Origin of the sequence: Aeromonas sp. s12 (assembly GCF_040907925.1) — a bacterium.
In the GTDB taxonomy this organism is placed as follows: domain Bacteria; phylum Pseudomonadota; class Gammaproteobacteria; order Enterobacterales; family Aeromonadaceae; genus Aeromonas; species Aeromonas veronii.
This window is the reverse complement of sequence record NZ_JBFOCT010000014.1, coordinates 96464-118642: the sequence shown is the minus strand read 5'-3', so window position 1 is coordinate 118642 and position 22179 is coordinate 96464. Positions and strand designations below refer to the sequence as shown.

Below are 22179 nucleotides of genomic sequence, written 5' to 3'. Positions count from 1 at the left end.
TGAGGAGAAGATAACATGGCCATTACTTCTGCCGGGGCGGGCTCTGGGCTTGATCTTGAGAGCGTCATCGCTGCTAGCGTAGCGGCCAAGAAGGCCCAGCTACAGAAACCGATTTTGACCAAGCAAAACAGCACCCAGATCAGCATATCTGGTATAGGCCAGCTGAAGTCATCCCTCACCGCATTCACCGATATTCTCGATACCTTGAGCAAACCAGGGGCCTTCAACAAGCGAGCCGTCACCATCACCCAAGATAAAGATAACCCGGTGATGAAGGTGGAGAGTAAAAGTGGTGGCTCCAATGGTCAGTACAATATTACCGTCAATAAATTGGCAACCACTAGCCGTGTTGAAGGTGAATTTGCCAGTTCGACAACTCCACTTGTGACTCAGGATGGTCAGTTGACCTTCAAAGCCGGTGACAAGGAATTCAAGGTTGATGTCAAGGCAGGGGATACTCTGCAAGACATTCGTAAAAGTATTAATAGCAACGGAGATAACTTCGGTCTTAGTGCAAATATTGTCAATACTGCCGATGGTAAGGCAAAATTTGTTATTGACTCTGGGATATCTGGAGATGGCAAAGATTTGCTGATCACTGGTAATAATTCTGAGCTGGATATCTTTGCAACTGGTGCTACTGGTTCTGCGATGAGCCAAAAGCAAGCCGCTAGTAGTGCTGAAATTACTGTTGATGGTAATACACTTAAAAGTGATACCAATGTGTTTGACGACTCTATTCAGGACTTAAAATTAACGGTTTTACGTGTATCCGATAAAGAGAGTGATGGCACAACTCTGAAATCCAATAAAGTTGCCATAACAACTGATAAAACTGCGATTCAGGATATGGTCAAGAAGTTTATTGATGGTTATAACGCGCTGCAAGATAAAATGGACGCGTTGGGCAAGCGTAATAGTATCGTTGGTGGAGTTAGACAAGATGATGGTGGCGCGCTCGCTGGTGATGCGAGCACTCGTACCATTAGCAGTTTTATGGCTAATACTGTAACAAATAAAGCAGGTACCAGTACGACTTACTCAACCATCTTTGAAGTAGGCATTAAGATGGATAATAAAGGCAAGTTGTCTCTGGACAAAACAAAATTTGATGATGCTGTTGATAAAAACTTTGACCAAGTCGTTGGGCTTTTCGGTGGAGAAAAGGGTATTGCTGCAACCTTGAATACAGGTTTAAAAGAGTATTCCAAGTCTGGCGGTATGCTGGATCAACGTACAGATGTTTTGAATGCCGATCTGCGTAGCTTGAACCAGAAGCAGGCCACATCAAACGCTCAATTGGTTAAATACGAAGCTTCACTACGTGCTCAATATGGTAGCCTAGACGCCTTGTTAGTGAAAATGAATCACTCAGCGGCAGCACTGCAATCATTACAGATTAATAACAAGAAATAAATTTATATTACGAGGAGCAGGCTATGTACCAGCGTAATCTTAAAGCATATAAGGCAACCAGTGTCGCTGCTGACTTGGCTGTTGCCGATCCTCATCGTGTTATTCAGCTCATGATGCAAGGTGTACTTGAACGTTTGGCTCAAGCCAAAGGTGCAATTGAACGTCGTGATATGGAAGCAAAATCTACCGCTGTATCGAAAGCTCAGGGGTTATTACATGGTTTGCAGGATGCACTTGATATGAGTCAAGGGGCTATTGCTGAAGATTTATATAGCCTCTATTCCTATATGGACGAGCGAATTTGGGATGCAAGCCTTGCATTGGATGTAGCCCCGATTGAAGAGGTCATGGCTTTGATGGTTACTATAAAATCTGGTTGGGATCAGTTACCAGATTCTGCTAAACAACAGGGCTATCAAATGAGACAGCAACTGGGTGAGTTGTAATGACCACTTTAGCCTCTTTGCAACAAGCTCTCACAGAAAATTACGAGCAACTTCAATATCTATTAGCCAGAAAAAGCTATGATGATGCTCTGGTCTGTATGGATTATCGGATTTCTTTGATTGACCGTTTGTTGTATCTCGTTGAAAGTGAGCCTTCACTAAAACAAGATGCCACTTTATTGGCTACATTACTTTTTCAACAAGAAGAAAGCATGAAAAAAGTGGCATCTGATCACCGTAAAATCATTTTCAATGAGTTGTCTGTGATTGGGTTGGCGAGTAAAGCAAAGCAAATTTATAGTGTGAATAGCAAGGAGTTCTGATGTCGGAAAATATTGATGATATTTTGGAAAAAGCTGAAGGTGTTGCTTTACGACTAAAAGAACGTGCAGAGCAAGAGGCTGCCATGTCGGTGGCCTTGCCGCTTCGATTCTCACAGAATATTGCTGCATTTCGTAAATATATCCCCCATATTGCAGATATGTATGAGTCATATCAACCAAGCCGACCATTTCGTTTTTTTTGTAATGAAAATGGCCAGCCAAATATGGCTTGGATCGATGATGATGTCGCGGTATATGGTGATGAGCCGTATCTTATCTGTGAGACATTAGTTAAAGAGTTCATGGATAAAGGGGGATTATCCAAGTTCTCATTTAGTCAAGAAGCCAACCCACTCGGATTTATGCACGTTGAGTATCTTAATAAACTCAATGCTTATCTTGATGATCTTGCTGCTCGAGAAGAACCATTAAAAAAAGTACCAACTGAAGTTCCGACCGCACTGGTGTTTGGGGTTGGGTTGGGTTACCACCTTGGTTATCTTTATGAACAATGCAAAATTGGCACCTTATTTCTTTTTGAACCAGATCTAGATCTTTTTTATGCATCTCTTTTTTGTTTTGATTGGGCACCTCTGCTTGATTATTTATATAAAGAGAACCTTGGTCTCCATATCCTGTTAGGCCAGGATGAAGATACTATTTTTAATGATTTTGCATCTGCTATTCATAGCCGTGGTTCTTTTCTTATCGCTAATGCCTTTATCATGTGGGGTTACCAAAATGATAAAATTAAATATTTAATTGAGAGAATCCAGCGGGAGTATTATCTTCTGGTGATGGGGTGGGGTTTTTTTGATGATAATCTGATAGCTCTTTCTCATACGGTTGATAATCTTGAACGAACTGTTCCGTTCCTGGTGCAGGGGAAGAAAATTCCATCGGAATATAATAGAACCCCAGTTTTTGTGATTGCGAATGGTCCATCTTTGGATGCATCTCTTCCTGTTATTGAAAGGAATAAAGAAAAAGCAATTTTAATTTCATGTGGTAGTGCTATTTCTGCATTGCATAAAGTAGGTATTAAACCAGATATTCATGTTGAGACTGAACGAACTAAGGTTGTTTATGATTTCTTGGTTAATATGAATGACCCAGATTATCTTAGAGATATACTTTTCCTAAGCACGGATGTTATTCACCCCTATTGCTCAACGCTGTTCGACAAATCAGCATTAATGTTTAAACTTAGTGAGCCTGGAGTTATCCTCTATCATGTTAACTTCCCTCATCTTCCCAAATATGCTGCATTGGGAGGGGTAAACCCTTTAGTCGGGAATATCGGGGTGAGTGCACCTATTCATCTTGGTTTTAAAAATATATATTTATTTGGCCTCGATAATGGTTATAAAAACAAAGGGCATCATCACTCGAAATTTAGTGCTTATTATAACAGTGATAAAGGTGCTGAGGTACTAGGTGAGTTGATGTATGGAGACAGCCAGTGGCAGCATGAAGGTAATTTTGGTGGTGTTGTAATAAGTAACGCCATGTTTAATACATCTCGAAAAGTTATTGAGCAAGTATTAGCTGCGAATGAACATGTTCAGTGTTTTAACTGCAGCGACGGGGCTAAAATTGCAAAAGCAAGGCCATTGCCTGATAGTGAGATCAGTTTTTCAGGAGTCATAGATAAAGCTGAGCTGATTCACCAAATTACACAGCTATCAACCCCGATCCCTCTGTCAAAAGAAGACTTCAAACCATATCTTGATGTTGAGTTTTTCGATGTTTTAATCGATAAAATGATGGGTGAGTGGCAACAGAAGTTCTCATCTAGAAATGAGATTAATCAATTAATGTTGCGTAATTTTGGTTATCTCGCACAGATTGCAGCAACTCGGCAAAAACATATATCTCAAATTATGATTGGCTCAATGAACTATGTGTTTACCATATTGAGTTCAATTCTCTATTCTTTTGATGGAGAGGAAAAAACGATGGCGCTGATGAGGCCAGCAATCAGCTTATGGTTAGACTTTTTGGCGAAAGTAAAAGAGATGTATCCAAGAGCTTTCGATAGTGTTGATATGGTTGATAATGAAATTATGTCATTTTTTAGAAAATAATGATGTTTCTGATGTAGTGAACAATGCATTATTCTTTTTGTGGGAGGCTAATACCTCCCTTTTTTATTATTAATTTGGGTGGGGATATGGATTTTTTGCATTAAGAAGCTGCGAGTCTTTTTTCAATAGTTGAACAGAAACCAATGCATCTGGTTCCAGCTCGTGAGTACCATCATGATGCATGACGTGCTCAAACACTCGACAATAACTTGGGTGCCAACTGAACATACTACTGTAATTCATTTTATGGCTAAAAAGGTTGGCATGATGCTGGTAGTCATTTCGATAGTGTCCTGTGGGAGGACAAAAATCGTAAATAGCCATTACCCCCTTGTCTGCGAGCAATCTGTCACTATTAGCCGCAATTGTGAATAAATCCTGTGGATCGCATAGATATAAACAAAAACCGAAAATAATCAGGTCGACAGGTTCAAAGTCAGGTAAACCATCTGCAGTTCCAACACTTAGATTTAATGCGGGATAGCTCTTAGCTCCATCCTCAATAGCTGCTTGTGAGGGATCTATACCATAGCAGGTGGCACCATAATGGTTAGCCAGTTGTGCTAATCGCCAACCATTGGCACAGCCAATTTCAAGGATTCGTTTCGGTTGGTAGCCGATATTTTGTAGTGCTGTGAATATGGGGTCATTACTCAGAGATTTTTGATTGATGCAGAACTTATTTCTCTCATACCATGCATCAGCCTCTTCTTGCATGAAGATGTTTTTCTGTATCATGTAAATACCCCTTTATTGCAAGTTATCAGAAATGTCATTTAAGGTATTATAAAACGTCATCAAAATGGACAGATTTACCTCGATGAATATCATGACGAGCTTTTCTTCCCAGTATCTTTGGTAAAGCTTCGGGTGGCAGTCCATAGCCAGGCCTTATCCTTCGAATATGCTCCGGTTTGATGATTTCTCCAGCCTGTATATCAGAGACAAAATAAAGAGAGCGACGAAATATTAAGCTGGATTCTTCAGCTTGGTTGTTACCACTTTCACCGGTTCCCAATGTTTGCCAACAGAGGTTGGTCTGGTCACATAGTGCTTTCAATTCATCTGGCTCTAAAGAAAATTCAGCATCAGGTCCGCCATCTTCACGAGCCAGAGTCACATGCTTCTCGATGGCTACAGCGCCCAAGGCGACAGCCAACTGAGCGGCGGTATTGCCCAATGTATGATCAGACAGACCAACGGGTACTGAAAAGGTCTCGGCCAAACGAGTGATTCGTTTGAGGTTGATATCGGCAAGTGGTGTCGGGTAGCCGCTTACACAATGAAGTAATAGAATCTGTGTACATCCGTTCTCACGTAAAATGGTCAGAGCTTGGGCTATTTCGGTTTCACTAGACATTCCTGAAGAAATAATGACTGGTTTTCCTTGTTTGGCCACATACCTTATCAAAGGGTGATCTGTGATTTCGAATGAGGCAATCTTGTATGCAGGTGTGCCTAGACTCTCTAAAAAATCGACAGCACTCTCATCAAATGGTGTCGAGAAAATAATTAGTCCTCTAGTTTTTGCTCGCTCGAAAAGTGCTTGATGCCATTCCCACGGCGTATGGGCTTGTTGATATAAATCATACAGTGTATACCCATCCCATAATCCACCTTGAATATGAAACTCTGGCAAATCGATATCCAATGTCATTGTATCAGCAGTATAGGTTTGTAATTTTATGGCATCAGCACCAGCATCCGCAGCTGCATCGATGAGCGCTAGTGCATTTTCTAATCTCCCATTATGATTACCTGATAGCTCCGCAATAATGAAGGGTTTTTTGTGATGCCCAATCTCTCTTCCATCAATAGAAAAATATGACATGGTGTCCTACTTGCTTAACATGTGATCATAGTTGAAGTATTCATTTTTGCAGGCAATCTGTCAAATAAACAGTTACCATCATAAAAATTGACTACATTGCTTTTTGCTATGTATTACTTACTCGAAGTAAATTATTTTATGATTTTTTCAATTTTTATTTTATACGTGTGACCATTTCTTTCAAAGAAAGCGGGATAGCGTTCTGGATCGGCCACGCGTAGCAAGTTAAATTGCTCATCAATGGTCTTTTTGATATCAATTCTACTATCTTCAGGCGTTCGCTTTCTGTAGAAAGTTGGTTCACCAACTTGTTCAAATGGAGATGATGTGTAAATATTTTTTATTGCCCATGACATCAACTCTATTTCGGATGAAAAAATTTTATTATTTATTTCATCGAAAAGCTCACTACCATCAAAGAATATTTCTTTTTGTTTCCATATTTTCCCAGAATCTAGTTTGTCTTCTGCATCTAAAAGTGTTAGGAGAATACGGTTTTTCCCTTCAACTATTTGCCAAATATGAGGAGACATGCCCCTACCATAAGGCAGATTACTTGCGTGGAGGACTAGTGTGTAATCGAAATTGTCTCTTGTTTCTTTATCTATTATTTCATGGCAAGAAACTAAAAAGAGAATGTTGCCAGTGGTTAACTGGTTTGATTTAGTTACTATGTTGATCTCGTGTCGTTCACTTATATTGTTCGCCCAAGTGTGAATCCAACTATTTACAGGGTGGTTACTCTCGGAACAAATTATTGATATCTTCATTTAAGAACCTATCAGCACATTAATTAATTTGTTAACGCCCTGCCCATCGATGAGTGATTGTGCATGTTTGGCAATTGAATCTCTATATATGGGGGATGACATTTTCGTTAACTGAGCGGCTATTTTTTCATCAAAAAATGGATCATCCCAATATATCCCATCTGGGAATAAGCTATTTTCCTGACTCCATTTAAATTGTTTTTCTTGATTGTCAACAACACAAACCAAAATGCTAGGTAAGCCACATTTAGCAAGTTCAAACATGGTTTGTCCCGCCGAGCTAATGGCAAGGTCACATTGAGACATCAATTGCAACATCTCAATGTCATTAATATTTTTGTAGATGGTGCACTCTTTATTAAACGCAACATCTTGATTGTTTGAAATAATATTTATATGTGCGTTTGGAAACATGGCAATAACTAGGTTGAATATACGCTCAGTCAGATTTCTGATATCTGTTGCACCCATAATAATTAAAATATTAATAATGTCGCTGGTCGATTTTTCCCTCACAGCAGTATTCCAAAAAGCTGGCCTCAATGGTTGCCACTCAATACCCATAAGCCATTTTGCATCAACAAGATGATCAGGTTTTTGCTCTGGTATACAGTGAACTACTAATCCATTTGGATAATTCAATCGGAAAGTATCATCAAGATACACAGTTTGTAAAAAACAATCAGAAATCTTTTTTAAAACAGGTGGTGATGCATAGTAACTATCAATAAGTGCAAAGCCAGTGATGCTATTAACTACCCCCGGATTATCTTGCCAGCATATCCAGGAGATATTTTCATCTGGAATAAAATTCTGCGCACATGAATCCCCATCTATTATCCAATAGACGTCACCACCTCTTTGTTTCCATGCGCATGCATAGGCACTACAGCGGCTTATATGTCCCATGCCGCGCTGTAGATCTCCTTCGGTAAATATCCATAGTGGTAGCAATTATCTCACCTTGAATACAGGTTGAATAGGTTCTCCATCAAGCGCACTGGCCAGTGTCAGATCTCTATCGTGACGAATGAGCACTGGCAGTATGTCGCGATAGGCGGCCAGCAAAGCGGCCACATCCTGTTCGCTGTGGGCCAGATTCATATTGTGACTGCCAAGGGTGAGGATCCCTCGCTTGCACAACTCCTGGATCAGATAGCTCTTGAGAAGCCAGGTAGAGTGGTTTACTGAATCCGCAACCAGCAGAAAGCTCCAGCTCGGATGTCCGGCGGTATGCAGCCAGTCCGGGGCATCGATCTCTTTTAGCAAGCTATCGAGCCCATCCAGTACCTGTTGTCCCCGCTCTGCAAGCCTCTTTGGTACATCCAGTCGCCGCATCTTTTTGATGACGGCGTTGGCCGCAGCGAGGGCAATTACATCCCCGCCGAAGGTGCCGGAGAAGAAGATATCTTCCATCCGTTTCATATATTGGCGGCGGCCAACAACGGCGGAAATCGGGAAACCATTGGCCATGCCTTTGCCGAACGCAGCAAGATCCGGCGTCACACCAAAGAGGCTCTGTGCCCCGCCCAAGTGGTAGCGAAAACCGGTAATGGTCTCATCAAAGATAAGTAGTGCGCCATGGGCATCGCAGAGTTGGCGCAGACCAGGCAGAAAATCCGGGGTTGGCCAGGTTACATTCATCGGTTCCAGAATGACGGCTGCAAACTCGCCCGGGTGAGCTTCCAGCAGGCACTTCAGCGAGGCAAGATCGTTGTAGTCAAATCTGTGGGTCAGCTCTCTCACGCACTCGGGGACCCCCAAATGGCGGGTGGTTGAGCCGATGTACCAGTCTTGCCAGCCATGATAGCCACAGACGGCTACCCGCTCGCGGCCTGTGACGGCTCTGGAGAGCCTGATACAGGCTGAGGTGGCATCAGTCCCGTTTTTGCCAAAGCGAACCATTTCGGCGCAGGGGATGAGCTCAATGAGCTGTTCAGCGACTTCAGTTTCCAGCCGGTGGGGAAGGGAGAAGATCGAACCAAGACTGAGTTGCTCCATTACCGCTTCATTCACATCCGGATCGCAATATCCAAGACTGATGGCCAGTAGGCCGCTGGCAAAATCAAGATACTCGTTGCCATCTACATCCCAAACATGCGCCCCATTGCCGCGCTCGATAAAGAGTGGGGCGGCGCCATAGGGGAAACAGAGGCGACTTTTGGAGAAGGTTTGGGAGCCGAGTGGAATGCTCTGTTCCGCACGTGCCGAGAGAGCGAGTGAATGTTGATAACGTGAGGTCATATATGATTCTCCTTGGCCAGCGAATTAGCCAATCCTTCGTTGCGCTTGTGCCGGGTATTAAGTGTTGTCAGCTCCGGCTGCTGCGCCAGCAGGGCGAGGATATCGTCGGTCGTAAAGGTTGGGTTGGCAGGATAGAGAGCCTGATAAATTCGCTCTACCAGTTCAAAGTCGGCAGGCTCATCGACAGTCCAGCGCAGGTGGGCCAGCGAAGGCGAGCGCTGCAGTTCGCCGATAGAAAACTGTTCGGAATGACAGCGAACGTAATAGGTGACATGTTCCCGCTCGGTCTGCGTGGCGGCCTTTTCCTGCAAGGTTGCCAGAGTCGCTCCACTCATGATCTCGGCATCCAGCCCATCCGGATAACTGGGGTTGCCGCAGTTGCTGCTGTAGTCGAACTTGCCCGAGAGATGGAGGGCTATCAGCTCGTCTATTACCATAGGGTCAGCCAGTGGGCAGTCACCAGTGAGACGCACAACATGGGTCGGACTGTAGGGTTGGGCCGCCAGATAGAAACGCAGCAACACATCGTCAAGAGGACCGCAGAAACAGGGGATATTCAACCTCTTGCACAGCTCGGCAATGGCGCGATCTTCCGACTGATCGCTGGTGGCAACCAGCAGCTTGTCCAGTAGCTTACTCTGTTGCAACCGTTCAATCTGCCTTGCCAGCATGGGTTCGCCCAGCAGTTCCTTTAGTACCTTGTTGGGCAGGCGGGAAGAACTGGTTCTGGCTTGTAGAATACCCAAGATCATCGTGTTCTCCAGAGTCCGGGGTTGATAAGTTCCTGTTCCATAGACGCCAGGTGTGCGATATCGGCCTCGTAGCACTCGTGCTGTACTTGACTGGCCGCAACGATGGCGGCCAGCTCTTGGGCATGACAAACACCGACAACAAAGCGGCTTACCTGTGGTAGGGCTGTCATGATGGAGAGGGCTCTGTCAAGCGGGGCCACCGAGGGATGCCAGTGGTCAAACCGTTCAAGTGCGGTAGCAAAACGCTGAAAATAGTCAGGTCGCTGCGCTGGTTGCATCAATAACAGGCCCTGTAAAAAGAGCGAGCGAACATGGATTTCACACCCTATATCTACCAGTTTGTCGAGCCATCCAGTGCGTAAAAAGCGTTGATCGAGCAAATTGGCAGGTAATTGCACCAGTTCCAGAGGATAGCCAGCTGCGCTCCAGGTATCGAGCTCCTCCGGGGAGTAGACGGAGATCCCGAGTTTTCCGATCGCGCCCTGTTGCTGCAAATCGGTAAGTAACTCGAACAAAGCAGGTGAGGCATCTTGGCTACGGTGCAGCAGCAAACCATCGAGCCGTTTTCGCCCCAGACAATGCAAGCTGTTGTTGAGCGCTGCCTTAACATCGGACAGCGGTAGCCCTGGTGCCAGCTTGTCGATGAGAGTGAAGTCGGTGATATCTCTTTGCCCCAGCCTCTGCTCGGCATTGCCATAGGCTTGCGCCGTATCCAGGGTATCGATACCTGCTTGACGAGCTAACGCAATGATCGCGTCGAGTTCCTCATCGCTGACTTGTCCGTCGTGATTGCTGATCCCGTAATCCAGACCGAATTGCACTGTGCCCAGAGCTAGCCGCATAGTGCCTGCTCCAGCGCATCTACGACCTGTTGCTGCTCTGAGAGAGTCAGAGCCGGGAACAGTGGAAGAGAGATTGCTCCCTGATAGTAGGCTTGTGCGCCCGGATAGGCTGCTGGGTCATGTCCCAGCCCACGGTAGTAGGGCTGGGCTGGGATAGGAATATAGTGAACGTTGACGCCAATGCCGGCAGCACGCAGGCGGGCAAACACCTGATCGCGTTCAGCCACCTGAATGACATAGAGGTGATAACCGCTCTGGCGATTATTACTCTGCGGCAACGGCTGGACTGGCAAGAGGGATAACAGCGCGTCATATCGCCTGGCAAGTTCACGACGCTGGGTAATGAACTGATCAAGACGGCTCAACTGACTCAGCCCTAGTGCCGCCTGAATGTCGGTCAAGCGATAGTTGAAGCCCAGAAGTTGTTGCTCGTAATACCACTCTCCGGGAGAGGGCATGAGCAGCGCTTGCGGATCGCGAGTGATTCCATGGCTGCGATAGAGTCGCAATTTGTCGGCCAGCACCTGATCCAGGGTGGTGACAGCGCCTCCTTCTGCGGTCGTAATCGGTTTGACCGGATGAAAGCTGAAGACCGTCATATCGCTGTGACGGCAACTACCGATAGGTGACCCCTGATAGTGGGCACCCAGTGCATGGCAGGCATCCTCGATCAGAACGATTCCGTACTGGCGACAGAGCGCACCGATCTCTTCGAGATCGCAGGGCTGTCCGGCCAGATGTACAGCAATCAGCGCTTTTGGAAGGGAGTGGGTGCGCACAGCTTGCTGCAGTTTCTTATCCAGTGCCACTACATCGAGGTTACCGGTAGCAGGGTCAACGTCGACAAAATCAACGTTGGCATTGCAGTATCGAACGCAGTTCGCCGAGGCAACAAAACTGACCGCAGAAACCCAAACTGTATCTTTGGCGCCAATATCCAGAACTGCGCAGGCCAGATGAAGCGCAGTGGTGCCGTTACTGCAAGCAACCACATGCGGCACTTGGCAGTAATCGGCCAGTCCTTGTTCGAAAGCGGGAACAGCTTGGCCTTGGGTCAGATAATCAGATTTCAGTACGGCAACGACGGCTTCTATATCGGCATCGCTGATCGATTGGCGGCCATAAGGGATCATTCGGACAATACCTGCTGGTTCATGCTCTGTAGTTCGGCTATCGACAGAAAGTGCTGATTATTTAGGGAATTGTATTCAAAGCCCGGTGCAACCAGTGTGGCTGTTTCACCCAGAGCATTAACGCTGAAATCATTGTTGCGGCTGGTGAAGCTGATGCTGGGGGCAATCACGTAGTAATCGTTGAACTCATAAGTGTGGAAAGAGTCGTCAGCCGGACACATCACCTCGTGCAGCTTCTCCCCCGCACGGATGCCGATGATCTCCAGCTTAAGGGTCGGAGCCATGGCTGCCGCCAGATCGGTGATCTTGACCGACGGGATTTTCGGCACGAACAGTTCGCCACCGCGCATACGCTGGAAGTTGCTAAGAACAAAATCTACGCCTTGCTGCAAGGTCAGCCAGAAGCGGGTCATCTCGGGGTGGGTGATAGGCAGCGTACTGGCGCCGCTCTTGATCAGATTGTCGAAGAAGGGAACTACTGAGCCCCTTGAGCCGACCACGTTGCCATAACGTACCACCGAGAATATGGTCGGGTTCTTGCCCGCCATATTGTTGGCAGCGACAAAGAGCTTGTCAGAACAGAGCTTGGTTGCCCCGTAAAGGTTGATCGGGTTGGCAGCCTTGTCGGTTGAGAGTGCAATGACCTTCTGCACGCCATTGTTGAGAGCGGCCTTGATGACGTTTTCGGCTCCTCCAACGTTGGTCTTGATGCACTCCATCGGGTTGTATTCGGCAGCTGGCACTTGCTTGAGCGCAGCGGCATGCACCACAAAGTCGACGTCGCGCATCGCCATGTCGAGGCGCTCGGCATCGCGAACATCGCCGATAAAATAGCGCATGCAGGGATGGTTGAAACGCTGCTGCATTTCAAACTGCTTGAGCTCATCACGGGAGTAGACGATCAGTCGTGCCGGTTGGTAGCGGGATAGCACGGTTGCGATGAATTTTTTGCCAAATGACCCTGTGCCACCGGTAACCAAGATTGTTTTTCCATTAAACATGACGGTGTCCCATGATGAAGATTGGTATCTATGGAATTCTAAAGCACTTTTTATGCCATTTGCAGACGTAAATTGGAAGGCGTGATCTGAATGGCTGTTTTTTGGCTATTTGCTGCTGCGTTGGGCAATGGCTCGGCAAACCTGCTCCACCGCATTGAGGGCTCTCGGGGTGAAGCGGTGCAGCTCATCCGAGTTGATCAAATCGAGTCGCTGATGCTGCACCGCGTCGAGATTTGGCCACTTTCGCCAGTGAAGCAGGGCGTCAGGATCTTGACTCCCTGCCAGGATCAGCGATGGGTTGGCTCTGATCACCTGTTCCATGTCCACTTGAGGGTAAGGGGTCTTGGCATTCGCCATGATGTTGATCCCGCCGCAAAGCTCGATGGCCTGAGCCGGCCAGGCATTGCCACTGACGCTGGTGAGCGGTGGGTACCAGAGCTGGTAGAACACCTTGACACCGGTTGGTTGGCCATAGCGCTGTTGCAGGTAATGCAGGCGTGCCAGATAGCGATCGGCGGCTTCGTTGGCACTCTTCTCCACCCCAAGCAATTTGCCCAGCGCCCGCATTTCGGTCGCCAGCGAGGCAAAATTGGTGGGCTCCGAGTAGAAAACCGGGATACCCAGCTGCTCCAGCGGAGCCAGCATCCGTGACTGAGCCGAGCGCCAGCCGAGAATGAGGTCCGGCTTTTGCGCCAGTACTGCCTCGACGTTAATGCTGCGATAATTTGCCACCTTTGGCTTGGTTTTGACCTCGGGGGGATAGTCTGAGGCATCGTCGATGGCCACCAGCTTGTCACCGGCGCCGATGTCATAAAGCAGCTCGGTAAGATGGGGTACTATGCTCACCACCCGGGTCGGCGTTGCGGCCTGCAGGGCACCGGGCAACCAGGCAATCAGTACGCAGGGCAGCCAGAGCGGCAATCGCAACCATCTAACCATGAAGTAACCCCGCCACAGTGACAAGCAGCGCCAGCATCAACCAGCCCCAGCCAATTCCTTGCAGAATATTGAGCACCTTGCGCGGAGTCTCGCTATCTGGCTCAGCACCCGTGCCGATGACTGGCCAGCGCTGGAGAGCCCCCTGATAGTAGCGAGGACCACCAAGGCGGATCCGGCACTTGTCTACCAGCAGAGTGAGCAGCATCCCCATGGCGGGATGGGGCCAGAGCGCACCATTGCGCAGCAGCTGTGCGGCCTGTTTGAGACGGCTTGCCAGTAGTGGCAGCCCCAGCAGCAAAATGACGGAGGCATTGAGCCCCTGATAGAGGGCGCTGGCGGCGCGACCAAAGTGGTCGAAGGCGGGATCTTTGCGACTCCAGCTCTGATTCATCAGCTGCACCAGCCGCCAGAGCAGGGCGCCCTGTACGCCAGCCAGGGCAAATCCCAGCAGCGGGCCAGCCCATTGGCCGACCAGACGCAGGGCGCAGCTCTCCGTCACTGCTTTGGCGAGCCCCATGGTCGAGAGTTTACCGGTCTCCCGCTTAAGCCAGGGGGCAGACTGCAATCTTGCCAGCGGCAGGGTCTCCTGCGTGGCGAGCGAGCGGGTGGCATGGGCGAGTTCGCGCAGTGGACGAGATTCGATCATCAACAGCAGAAACAGCAGGTCGAAGATCGGCTCGCTCAGGGCCAGATTGCGCAGCGACCAGAGCCCGGCGGCGCAGGGGAGCCAGACTACCAGCATCGCCAGCAGTCCGGCCTGCATTTGCTGGCCGGGTGAACCATCGGGTCTGTGCACCTTGTGCCCCAGCCGGGTCAGCAGGAGCGTGACGGCCGAAAGACGCAGATGGGATGGCCACGGGATCACCGCCTCCAGCAGAGCAGCACCTACCAGAATGGCCGCCGTCGTCGAAAGGAGGGGGTCGGCCATCAAATCAAGCGAGCCGGTCTCGATCACAGCTTGCCGAGCATCTTGATGATCACTTCGGCGGAGTGCTTGCCGGCCACTTCGATGAAGGCATCGAAGGATTCAACCTGTTCCTTGCCAGCGATATCGGACATGGCACGCACCACCAGATAGGGCACCTTGAACATGTGGCACACCTGACCGATCGCGGCACCTTCCATCTCGACCGCCAGCATCTGCGGGAAATCGGCGCGAGCCTTGGCGATGGCGTCCGGTTTGCACATGAACTGATCGCCGGTGCAGATAAGGCCGACCTTGGTCTGGTGCTTGCCCTGCTCGGCGATGCAATCCTGAGCGACCGCGATGAGTTTCTCGTCGCAGGGGAAGGCGGCGGGTTGCTGCGCCATCTGGCCCATCTCGTAACCAAAGGCGGTCACGTCCACATCGTGGAAACGCATCTCGCTGGCAATCACCACATCACCGATGTGCAGATCCTGGGCAAAGCCGCCCGCAGAGCCGGTATTGATGACGCAGTCGGGGGCGAATTTTTCCAGCAGCAGGCTGGTGGCCACGCTGGCGGCGACCTTACCGATACCGGAGCGGGTCAGGATCACCTCTTTGCCTGCCAGCATCCCTTGATAGAACTCGCAGCCGCCCAGTTGCAGGGTGGTGGGGTTGCTCATCTGGCTGCGCAGCAGGGCCACTTCTTGCTCCATGGCGCCGATAATACCTACTTTCATTGCTGACCTCGTCTTGATAGCCGTGTGGCTGAATTTAAGTTGCTGTAGATCATAACAAAAGATGGCGTCGGCGCCGAGAGGCACAAGCGAAAGGAGAGATGAAACGCGGCGCTCCATATGGGAGCGCCGCAGGTGACAAAAAGCATTGATGAGAGAGGGGCTATTGTCTTTAGCCGAGCGCGGTATCGAGGGTCATCATCAGGGCAAAGCCTGCCATCAGGCCGAGGGTGGCATAGGTCTGGTGACCGTTGCGGTGAGTCTCCGGAATTACCTCGTGCGAGACCACAAACAGCATGGCGCCGGCGGCGAGCCCAAGTCCGATGGGGTAGGCGATGGCAAGGCCGCTGGAGAGCCCCACCCCGAGCAGGGCGCCAATCGGTTCGAGCAGGCCGCTGGCGATGGCGACCAGCACGGCGACAGAGGGGCGAAAACCGGCGGCGCACATGGCCAGCGCCACCGCCAGTCCTTCGGGAATATCCTGCAGTGCGATGGCGGTTGTGAGCGGCAGCCCCACCGACATATCCCCCTGCGAGAAGCTGACCCCGATGGCCATCCCCTCCGGCAGGTTGTGCAGGGCGATGGCAAAGACGAACAGCCAGACCCGAGAGCAGCTCTCGTGGCCGGGACCGCAGGGGCCGGTTTTGTCATGTTCGTGCGGGGTGAACTGATCCAGTCCCAGCATCAACAGCACCCCGAGGGTCATGCCGACCACCACCACGGCAGCGGCGCTAAAGCCGTTGCCGGTGATCCCCTCGGCGGCCTCCAGCCCCGGCAGCAGCAGGGAGAAGGCGCTGGCCGCCAGCATCATGCCTGCGGCAAAACCGAGCATAGTGTCCTCCACTTTTTGCGGTACCGCTCGCAGGAACAGGGCGGGCAGGGCGCCGATGGCGGTGGCGGCAAACCCGGCAGCACCACCGACAAGGCCATAGCGCACGCCGCTGGTTACCTCGCCGGTAGCGAGCATGATGAGACTTTGCAACAGCAGCAACAAGACGGCAGCCAGTGCGATAAAGAGGCCGAGTGCAGTGAGTGGGCGGCTTTGCATCTGGCTACGCAGTTGCTGTGACCAGGATAACGGAGGAAGAGCTGAGAGATGGTCCATGGCATGGCCTCAAGGTGAGCAAAGCGGATAATGGCATTACATCCACTCGGCCGCCCCTTGTCCATGCCTGCAAGGCGATTGCCGCTATCTGAAAATCTGGAAAGAGTTTATCCAGGCAAACACATGGGAATCTTATCGGTAGCCAAAGGCGGGGGGCAAGAGGGGTTGTCTGCAAATGACTGAAGTGGATGTTGAGTGGCAAGTGGGGATGCATCGCTAACTCTTTTAAATCAGCTGCAGATGTCTGCCTTGGTGTTCGGATAACAGAAACAAAAAAACCGGCTTGCGCCGGTTTTTTTATATTGGTGAAGGCTGGGGAGCTGGCTTATTTGGCCAGAGACTCCGGCAGCTCTTCGCGGATCTTGCCGAGCATCTCTTTCAGGACGCGCGGGTTGGCAACCACGATGTTGCCGGAGTTTTCGTAGTTGTGACCACCTACGAAGTCGGTGACGATGGCGCCAGCTTCTTTGGCCAGCAGTTCACCGGCAGCGGTGTCCCAGGGTTTCAGGCCGATTTCCCAGAAACCGTCGACGCGACCGGCTGCCACGTAGGCCAGATCCAGTGCGGCAGAGCCGGAGCGACGGATGTCGGCACATTCGATGAACATGCTCTGGAACATCTTCAGGTAGGACTCGATGTGGTGCTTTTGCTTATAGGGGAAACCTGTGGCCAGTACGGTGCCAGCCAGCTCTTTGGCTTTGCCGACACGGATACGGTAGCCGTTTAGCTGGGCGCCGCTACCACGGGTAGCAGTAAACAGTTCGTCACGGATGGGATCGTAAACAACGGCTTGTTCGGTTTTGCCTTTCACACGCAGGGCGATGGAAACGGCAAAGTGCGGAATGCCTTTGACAAGGTTGGTCGTGCCATCCAGTGGGTCAATGATCCATTGGTAGTCCGGATTGGTTCCGGCAATCTCACCAGACTCTTCAGCAACAATGCTGTGCTCCGGGTAAGATTTTTTGATGGTGTGAATGATGGCCGCTTCGGCTTCACGGTCAACGTTGGTCACGAAGTCATTGCTGCCTTTTTGGATAGCCTCAATGTTCTCAGGCTGGGAGAAGGCTTTTACTACAACTTGACCGGCGTTGCGCGCAGCGCGCACGGCGATATTCAGCATCGGATGCATAGGTTCACCACTGGATGTTAAAGAACGGGGGATAAAAGGACGCGGTATGATACCAGTATTTTGTGCGATGGCAACTGTTATCCCCCTACGACTAATTGATTACCACTGCCAGATTTGACGGCTCCAATATAGACCAGATCTGCGCTAGTCTTATCCCAGCAGCCGGATACAGGCTGTCATGAGCATAGGGATGTGAACCATGAATTTGTCATAAGTGAGTCAGAACGTGTCAGCGGCCAGCGAGGGACTGTTGGCCATCTTGCGGTCATCACCCGAGTATGGTTATCACTTTGCCCACATCACCGTGACCCCCCTGGCCCAGTGGCAACCGGCCAAGACGGAGGCGGCGATCCTGCTGATCGACGGCGATGCGCCCTGGCAGGATGCCGGATTTGCCCGGGGAGAGGATGAGACGATCGGTTTGCCGGTCTTGCCGCTGTTGATCCGCAAGGGAGACAAGGAGCTGACGGTCTGCGGGCCGGATGTGCGTGACCCCCGTTTCTATTTTGTCTCAAACGGCATCGTGCTGGATGAGTCGGAGCTGGCCGAGCCTGCCTGCAGCCGGGTGCTGTTGCGCAAGCTGGAGTCCTACTTCCCGCTGCTTTCCCGCCTGATCATGCTGCGCCAGCGCAAGCCGGTCGCCGTGATTAACTAATATCTACCATTGCCAGAGCGCATCAGCGGCGCACTGTGGCCTTGTTTGGCCTACGGTGCGCCGCTTTTTAATGGTCTGGAGCCGGTCACTTGTTGCAAGATGAGGCGGCTATGGTGTTGCGCCCTGTTCCAACCGTGCAATCTGGCTATGACCAACAAGGAGTGAATCATGATCGACTTTTACACCGCCGCGACCCCCAATGGTTTCAAAGTGGCGATCGCCCTCGAAGAGCTGGGGTTGCCCTATCGGGTCATTCCTCTCGATCTTTCGGCGCTGGATCAGAAGAAGCCCGAGTTTCTCGCCATCAACCCAAATGGCCGTATTCCGGCTATCGTCGATCGGGATAACGACGATTTCGCCGTATTCGAGTCGGGGGCCATCCTCATCTATCTGGCGGAGAAAGCAGGCAAATTGTTGCCAGCCGATCCCAAACGACGCTCTCAGGCCATCCAGTGGTTGATGTTCCAGATGGGCGGGGTAGGACCCATGATGGGGCAGGCCAACGTCTTCTACCGCTACTTCCCCGAGAAGATCCCCGCCGCCATCGAACGCTACCAGAAGGAGGGGCGCCGCCTGTTCGAGGTGCTCGATAGCCATCTGGCCCATCATGAATATCTGGCGGACGAGTACAGCATCGCCGATATCGCCACTTGGCCCTGGGTGCGTATTTATGACTGGAGCGGTATCTCCATCGAGGGATTGCCCCATCTGCAAGCCTGGATGGATCGCATGGCAGAGAAGCCAGCCTGCCAGAAGGGGATCACCATACCGCCGCGCAAGGAGCAGCCCGATGAGCTGATCAAGCAGGCGCAACAGATGGTAACGCGTTGATTTTTAACTGCTGACGGGGCGAAATGCCCCGTAATATTAGAAAAACTAAGGCAAGCCGATTATAAAGATTCGTTCGTTTTTTGTGAGCTGAATCACTATGATGCCCCCATACCACCAAGCGTCCTGTGCGGTGGCTTGGCGGGCTCCCCGCCTACTGTTTCCAACACTGTTTTTGATTGCATCACAGCCTCTGTGATCAGATTCCTCTGGGCCATTTTGTGCCAGAGGGGCGGCAGCATTTTTTCGATTTTTTGGGACTGATATGGATCGGCACAGTTTTTATCCGTTGTTTTTACTGACCATTCTGATGGTCGCTGTGGGCCAGATGACCCAGACCCTTTATGTTCCCTCCATTCCCATGATGGCGGGGGACTTCAATGTGGCCTCGGGCCAGTTGCAGGCGGTGATGGCCTGTTACCTGATCCCCTATGGCCTCTCCCAGTTTGTCTATGGGCCGTTGTCGGATCGTATCGGTCGTCGCCCGGTGCTGATCGTCGGCATGATGGTGTTTCTGGTGGGCACCCTGATCATTCAGGTCATCCCCCATTTTGCCGCCCTGCTAGTGGGTAGCTTTATTCAGGGGCTGGGTACCGGTGCCGGTGGCGCCATGAGCCGTACCGTGATGCGCGATCGCTACAACGGCGCCGAGCTCAACCGCGCCAACAGTCTGGTGAGCATGGGGGTGATCTTCTCCCCGCTGCTGGCCCCGGTGCTGGGTGGCTGGCTGACCGAGCTGTTCAACTGGCGCGCCGGTTACTGGTTCCTGTTCGGTTTTGGTGCCGTAGCCACTCTGGCGATCATGGCCTGGTTTGGTGAGACGCTGCCTGCTGCTGCTCGTCAGCCGCTGCGCGTCGGTGCTGCCTATCGTCATGTGCTGGGCAACCCCAAGTTTCAGGGCAACCTGCTTTGCCTGATGGCGACCTTTGCCGGTTTGGCTGTGTTCGAGGCTGCGGCCGGTGTGCTGCTGGGCGATGTGCTGAAACTGAGCGCCCGTACCGTGAGCGTGCTGTTCGTGCTGCCGCTGCCCGGCTATCTGTTCGGGGCCTGGCTCTCTGCCAAGCTGAGCTTCCGTTTGACTCAGGGCAAGCTGATGCGTCTGGGGATCGCCTTTCTGGCGCTCGGCTCCCTCATCATTCTGGTGCCGGGGCTGTTCGGGGTGGTGAGTGCCGCCTCGCTGGTTGGTGGTGCGGCTGTCTACTTCATCGGTAGCGGTATTCTCTACCCGACCGCCACCTCCTGCGCCATCGAGCCTTTCCCGGGTCAGGCCGGCACCGCGGGGGCCATTCTCGGCGGGATGCAGAATCTGGGTGCCGGTGTGGTGACCCTGCTGGCCGCCGGTTTCCCGATGACCGGACAGGTGACCCTGGGGGCCATCATGACCCTGATGGTGCTGATCGTGGCGCTGAGCTTTGTCTGGCTGCGTCACCACGGCTCCCCCCACGAGCAGATGGCCATCTAAATTTGCTTGCCAGTTGCAAAACAAAGCCCGCCTGTTTGGCGGGCTTTGTCGTTATGGCTGTGTCCGTTTCACACCTTGTCCCATCGGGTTCTCCATTTATTGGGGGGAAAGGTGTAAACCATATTCAGGACGGGACAGTTCGTTGATCATCAGGCAAAGAAAAAGCCCGTCACGCTGGTGACGGGCTTTTGCTGTTGGTACCCCGAGATGCCGTTGCCGGTTTGGGCCCTTGAACCGTCGGTTCAAGGCGGGGATCGGATCTGACCGCAGGCTTCTCGGTCGTGCCGAGCATGCGCAATAGCCAGAAGGCAGATCCCCTGTTTGGTATGAATATCGGCTCGGGGACTTGAACCGGCTGACAAACATCCCAGGGAATTTTAAAACGGTTTGCGATTAGGGCTGTTGCCCCTCTTCGCTGGAATCACCATATTGTCCGTGCTCGATCAGGGCCGCTTCGATGGTGCGCTGCAGCATCTTGATCCGCTTGTCCATGGTCTCAGAGTATTGGTGGTTCTTCTCTTTTTCAAGGCAGAGCTCATGACAGAAATTGAGCGCCGCCATGATAGCCAATTGCTCGTTGCTGGAGACTCTGGAGCGTTGACGCAGGTCGATCAACTTGTCGGTCAGCTGCTCGGCGGCCTGGCGCAGGGCATCCTGCTGTCCCAAGGGACAGGATACCTTGTAGGGACGTCCCAAAATGACGATTTCTACGGCCTCTGTGCTCATGCCTTCCTCAATACGGCGGAGCTGATTTCCGCCTTTATCCACGTGGACAACTGGGCGGGACTATATAGCGCAGATGCATAAGTTTCAAGGCCTTGCTGGCTCTGCAAGAGGGAGAATGCTAGGATCCTGACCATTAATTCTGCAAATTTGACTGAACTTTGAGCGGATCCTCGATGAGCAAAACGAACCCCCTTAAATATGCGGCAGTGGCCGACATCATGGAACAACATGAGCTGATGGCCAGCGCAGTAGAGGCCCATGGTGTGATCTGCGGTCTGGTGTGCGGCGGTGTGGCACTGGACGACAAGAGTTGGCTGCCCCATTTCAACGATCTGGTGAACGACGGTTTCGGCCTGCCGGCCCCGGTGCGCCAGGTGATGACCGATCTTTATCACAATGTGGTCGAGAGCCTGATGGCCCAGAAGGGCGTCGAGCTGTTGCTGCCAAGCGATGATGCTCCCCTCGACGAGCGCATCGATTCGCTGGTGGACTGGTCACAGGCATTTCTGGCCGGTTTTGGCGTGGTGCAGCAGGAGCTCTCCCGCGCGTCGGAAGAGCTGCAGGAGATGATCCAGGATATCGCCAGCATCACTCAGGTCTCCGCCGAGTTCGATCAGGAAGATGACGAGAACGAAGCCTCTTTCCTGGTGCTCTACGAACACGTCAAACTGGGTGTCATGATGGCCTTCGAAGAGTTTGGCAAGCGCCCCGATACCCCGAGCGCGCCGCCGACCCTGCATTGAGGTGCGGGTCAACGCGACCCTTACTGAATCTGCAAGAGCGCCTGATGGCGCTCTTTTTTATTCCCTTGTGGTGGCTAACCCTGTGAGGCGCAACCGGTTTTTTGCC

23 protein-coding genes and 1 other RNA gene are annotated in these 22179 nt (G+C 51.2%); 8 read left to right on the top strand and 16 right to left on the bottom strand.

The genetic code is table 11. The features are described 5' to 3' along the window. Window positions 1-15 precede the first annotated feature (15 nt). The 4 genes from fliD to AB5Y67_RS07165 are packed head-to-tail and all read left to right on the top strand — an operon-like array spanning window position 16 to window position 4272. A complete protein-coding gene (fliD, locus tag AB5Y67_RS07180; RefSeq protein WP_368207595.1) occupies window positions 16-1416 on the top strand; it encodes a flagellar filament capping protein FliD in 1401 nt (466 codons plus the stop codon). Window positions 1417-1439: 23 nt separating this feature from the next. Continuing rightward, window positions 1440-1862: a flagellar export chaperone FliS gene (gene fliS / locus AB5Y67_RS07175; RefSeq protein ID WP_042083790.1), complete on the top strand. Its 423-nt coding sequence runs from the start codon at window positions 1440-1442 to the stop codon at window positions 1860-1862. Beyond that, complete coding sequence (locus AB5Y67_RS07170) at window positions 1862-2185, top strand: hypothetical protein (RefSeq protein WP_042083788.1); 324 nt, start codon at window positions 1862-1864, stop codon at window positions 2183-2185. The genes fliS and AB5Y67_RS07170 overlap by 1 nt, the downstream gene beginning before the upstream one ends. Continuing rightward, complete coding sequence (locus AB5Y67_RS07165) at window positions 2185-4272, top strand: 6-hydroxymethylpterin diphosphokinase MptE-like protein (RefSeq protein WP_064342020.1); 2088 nt, start codon at window positions 2185-2187, stop codon at window positions 4270-4272. Before AB5Y67_RS07170 ends, AB5Y67_RS07165 begins: the two co-directional genes overlap by 1 nt. Window positions 4273-4341: 69 nt before the next feature. On the opposite strand, the gene AB5Y67_RS07160 is transcribed toward AB5Y67_RS07165, so the two are convergent. The 14 genes from AB5Y67_RS07160 to suhB form a co-directional block, all read right to left on the bottom strand. Next, on the bottom strand, window positions 4342-5010 hold the full coding sequence (locus tag AB5Y67_RS07160) for a trans-aconitate 2-methyltransferase (RefSeq protein ID WP_081253343.1): 669 nt from the start codon (window positions 5008-5010) through the stop codon (window positions 4342-4344). A 46-nt stretch (window positions 5011-5056) separates the two neighbouring features. After that, window positions 5057-6103, bottom strand: a complete 1047-nt coding sequence (gene pseI, locus AB5Y67_RS07155; RefSeq protein WP_080768685.1) for a pseudaminic acid synthase — start codon at window positions 6101-6103, stop codon at window positions 5057-5059. Between the two features lie 131 nt (window positions 6104-6234). Beyond that, on the bottom strand, window positions 6235-6873 hold the full coding sequence (locus AB5Y67_RS07150; protein WP_064342019.1) for a formyltransferase family protein: 639 nt from the start codon (window positions 6871-6873) through the stop codon (window positions 6235-6237). Further along, window positions 6874-7827, bottom strand: a complete 954-nt coding sequence (locus AB5Y67_RS07145) for a hypothetical protein (RefSeq protein ID WP_150389343.1) — start codon at window positions 7825-7827, stop codon at window positions 6874-6876. It lies immediately after the preceding gene. Further along, window positions 7828-9117 carry an aminotransferase class III-fold pyridoxal phosphate-dependent enzyme gene (locus AB5Y67_RS07140; RefSeq protein ID WP_064342017.1) on the bottom strand — a complete coding sequence of 430 codons (1290 nt, stop codon included), beginning with the start codon at window positions 9115-9117 and terminating at the stop codon, window positions 7828-7830. After that, entirely contained in the window at window positions 9114-9869 is a 756-nt protein-coding gene (locus tag AB5Y67_RS07135) for an NTP transferase domain-containing protein (RefSeq protein ID WP_064342016.1), read from the bottom strand. The genes AB5Y67_RS07140 and AB5Y67_RS07135 overlap by 4 nt, the downstream gene beginning before the upstream one ends. Further along, the gene (locus tag AB5Y67_RS07130) at window positions 9866-10711 is read right to left on the bottom strand and encodes an aldo/keto reductase (RefSeq protein WP_064342015.1); all 846 of its coding nucleotides are present in this window, start codon (window positions 10709-10711) and stop codon (window positions 9866-9868) included. Before AB5Y67_RS07130 ends, AB5Y67_RS07135 begins: the two co-directional genes overlap by 4 nt. Continuing rightward, window positions 10702-11844: a UDP-4-amino-4,6-dideoxy-N-acetyl-beta-L-altrosamine transaminase gene (pseC, locus tag AB5Y67_RS07125; protein ID WP_199428040.1), complete on the bottom strand. Its 1143-nt coding sequence runs from the start codon at window positions 11842-11844 to the stop codon at window positions 10702-10704. The genes AB5Y67_RS07130 and pseC overlap by 10 nt, the downstream gene beginning before the upstream one ends. Then, window positions 11841-12845: a UDP-N-acetylglucosamine 4,6-dehydratase (inverting) gene (gene pseB, locus AB5Y67_RS07120; protein ID WP_064342013.1), complete on the bottom strand. Its 1005-nt coding sequence runs from the start codon at window positions 12843-12845 to the stop codon at window positions 11841-11843. The genes pseC and pseB overlap by 4 nt, the downstream gene beginning before the upstream one ends. Window positions 12846-12950: 105 nt before the next feature. After that, a complete protein-coding gene (locus tag AB5Y67_RS07115; RefSeq protein WP_042083762.1) occupies window positions 12951-13784 on the bottom strand; it encodes a cobalamin-binding protein in 834 nt (277 codons plus the stop codon). After that, on the bottom strand, window positions 13777-14739 hold the full coding sequence (locus tag AB5Y67_RS07110; RefSeq protein WP_064342012.1) for a cobalamin biosynthesis protein: 963 nt from the start codon (window positions 14737-14739) through the stop codon (window positions 13777-13779). The genes AB5Y67_RS07115 and AB5Y67_RS07110 overlap by 8 nt, the downstream gene beginning before the upstream one ends. After that, window positions 14736-15428 (bottom strand): 5'-methylthioadenosine/S-adenosylhomocysteine nucleosidase, encoded by a 693-nt coding sequence (gene mtnN, locus AB5Y67_RS07105; RefSeq protein WP_040067225.1) that lies wholly within the window; start codon window positions 15426-15428, stop codon window positions 14736-14738. The genes AB5Y67_RS07110 and mtnN overlap by 4 nt, the downstream gene beginning before the upstream one ends. A gap of 169 nt (window positions 15429-15597) precedes the next feature. Further along, window positions 15598-16530 carry a ZIP family metal transporter gene (locus AB5Y67_RS07100; protein WP_042083757.1) on the bottom strand — a complete coding sequence of 311 codons (933 nt, stop codon included), beginning with the start codon at window positions 16528-16530 and terminating at the stop codon, window positions 15598-15600. A gap of 325 nt (window positions 16531-16855) precedes the next feature. Further along, complete coding sequence (gene suhB / locus AB5Y67_RS07095) at window positions 16856-17659, bottom strand: inositol-1-monophosphatase (RefSeq protein WP_005352992.1); 804 nt, start codon at window positions 17657-17659, stop codon at window positions 16856-16858. A gap of 214 nt (window positions 17660-17873) precedes the next feature. On the opposite strand from suhB, the gene AB5Y67_RS07090 reads away from it, so the two are divergent. The 3 genes from AB5Y67_RS07090 (at window position 17874) to emrD (ending at window position 20604) form a co-directional block, all read left to right on the top strand. Further along, a complete protein-coding gene (locus tag AB5Y67_RS07090) occupies window positions 17874-18314 on the top strand; it encodes a hypothetical protein (protein ID WP_368207594.1) in 441 nt (146 codons plus the stop codon). Between the two features lie 168 nt (window positions 18315-18482). Next, the gene (locus AB5Y67_RS07085; RefSeq protein ID WP_005333923.1) at window positions 18483-19145 is read left to right on the top strand and encodes a glutathione S-transferase family protein; all 663 of its coding nucleotides are present in this window, start codon (window positions 18483-18485) and stop codon (window positions 19143-19145) included. A 262-nt stretch (window positions 19146-19407) separates the two neighbouring features. After that, window positions 19408-20604, top strand: a complete 1197-nt coding sequence (emrD, locus tag AB5Y67_RS07080; RefSeq protein ID WP_005333920.1) for a multidrug efflux MFS transporter EmrD — start codon at window positions 19408-19410, stop codon at window positions 20602-20604. A 195-nt stretch (window positions 20605-20799) separates the two neighbouring features. Here the strand turns inward: emrD and ssrS are convergent. Further along, window positions 20800-20981: non-coding RNA, 6S RNA (gene ssrS, locus AB5Y67_RS07075), on the bottom strand. A gap of 16 nt (window positions 20982-20997) precedes the next feature. Next, window positions 20998-21330 carry a cell division protein ZapA gene (gene zapA, locus AB5Y67_RS07070; RefSeq protein WP_144715595.1) on the bottom strand — a complete coding sequence of 111 codons (333 nt, stop codon included), beginning with the start codon at window positions 21328-21330 and terminating at the stop codon, window positions 20998-21000. 173 nt (window positions 21331-21503) lie between these two features. On the opposite strand from zapA, the gene AB5Y67_RS07065 reads away from it, so the two are divergent. Further along, on the top strand, window positions 21504-22073 hold the full coding sequence (locus tag AB5Y67_RS07065; RefSeq protein WP_005333908.1) for a UPF0149 family protein: 570 nt from the start codon (window positions 21504-21506) through the stop codon (window positions 22071-22073). The last annotated feature ends 106 nt before the right edge of the window (window positions 22074-22179 follow it).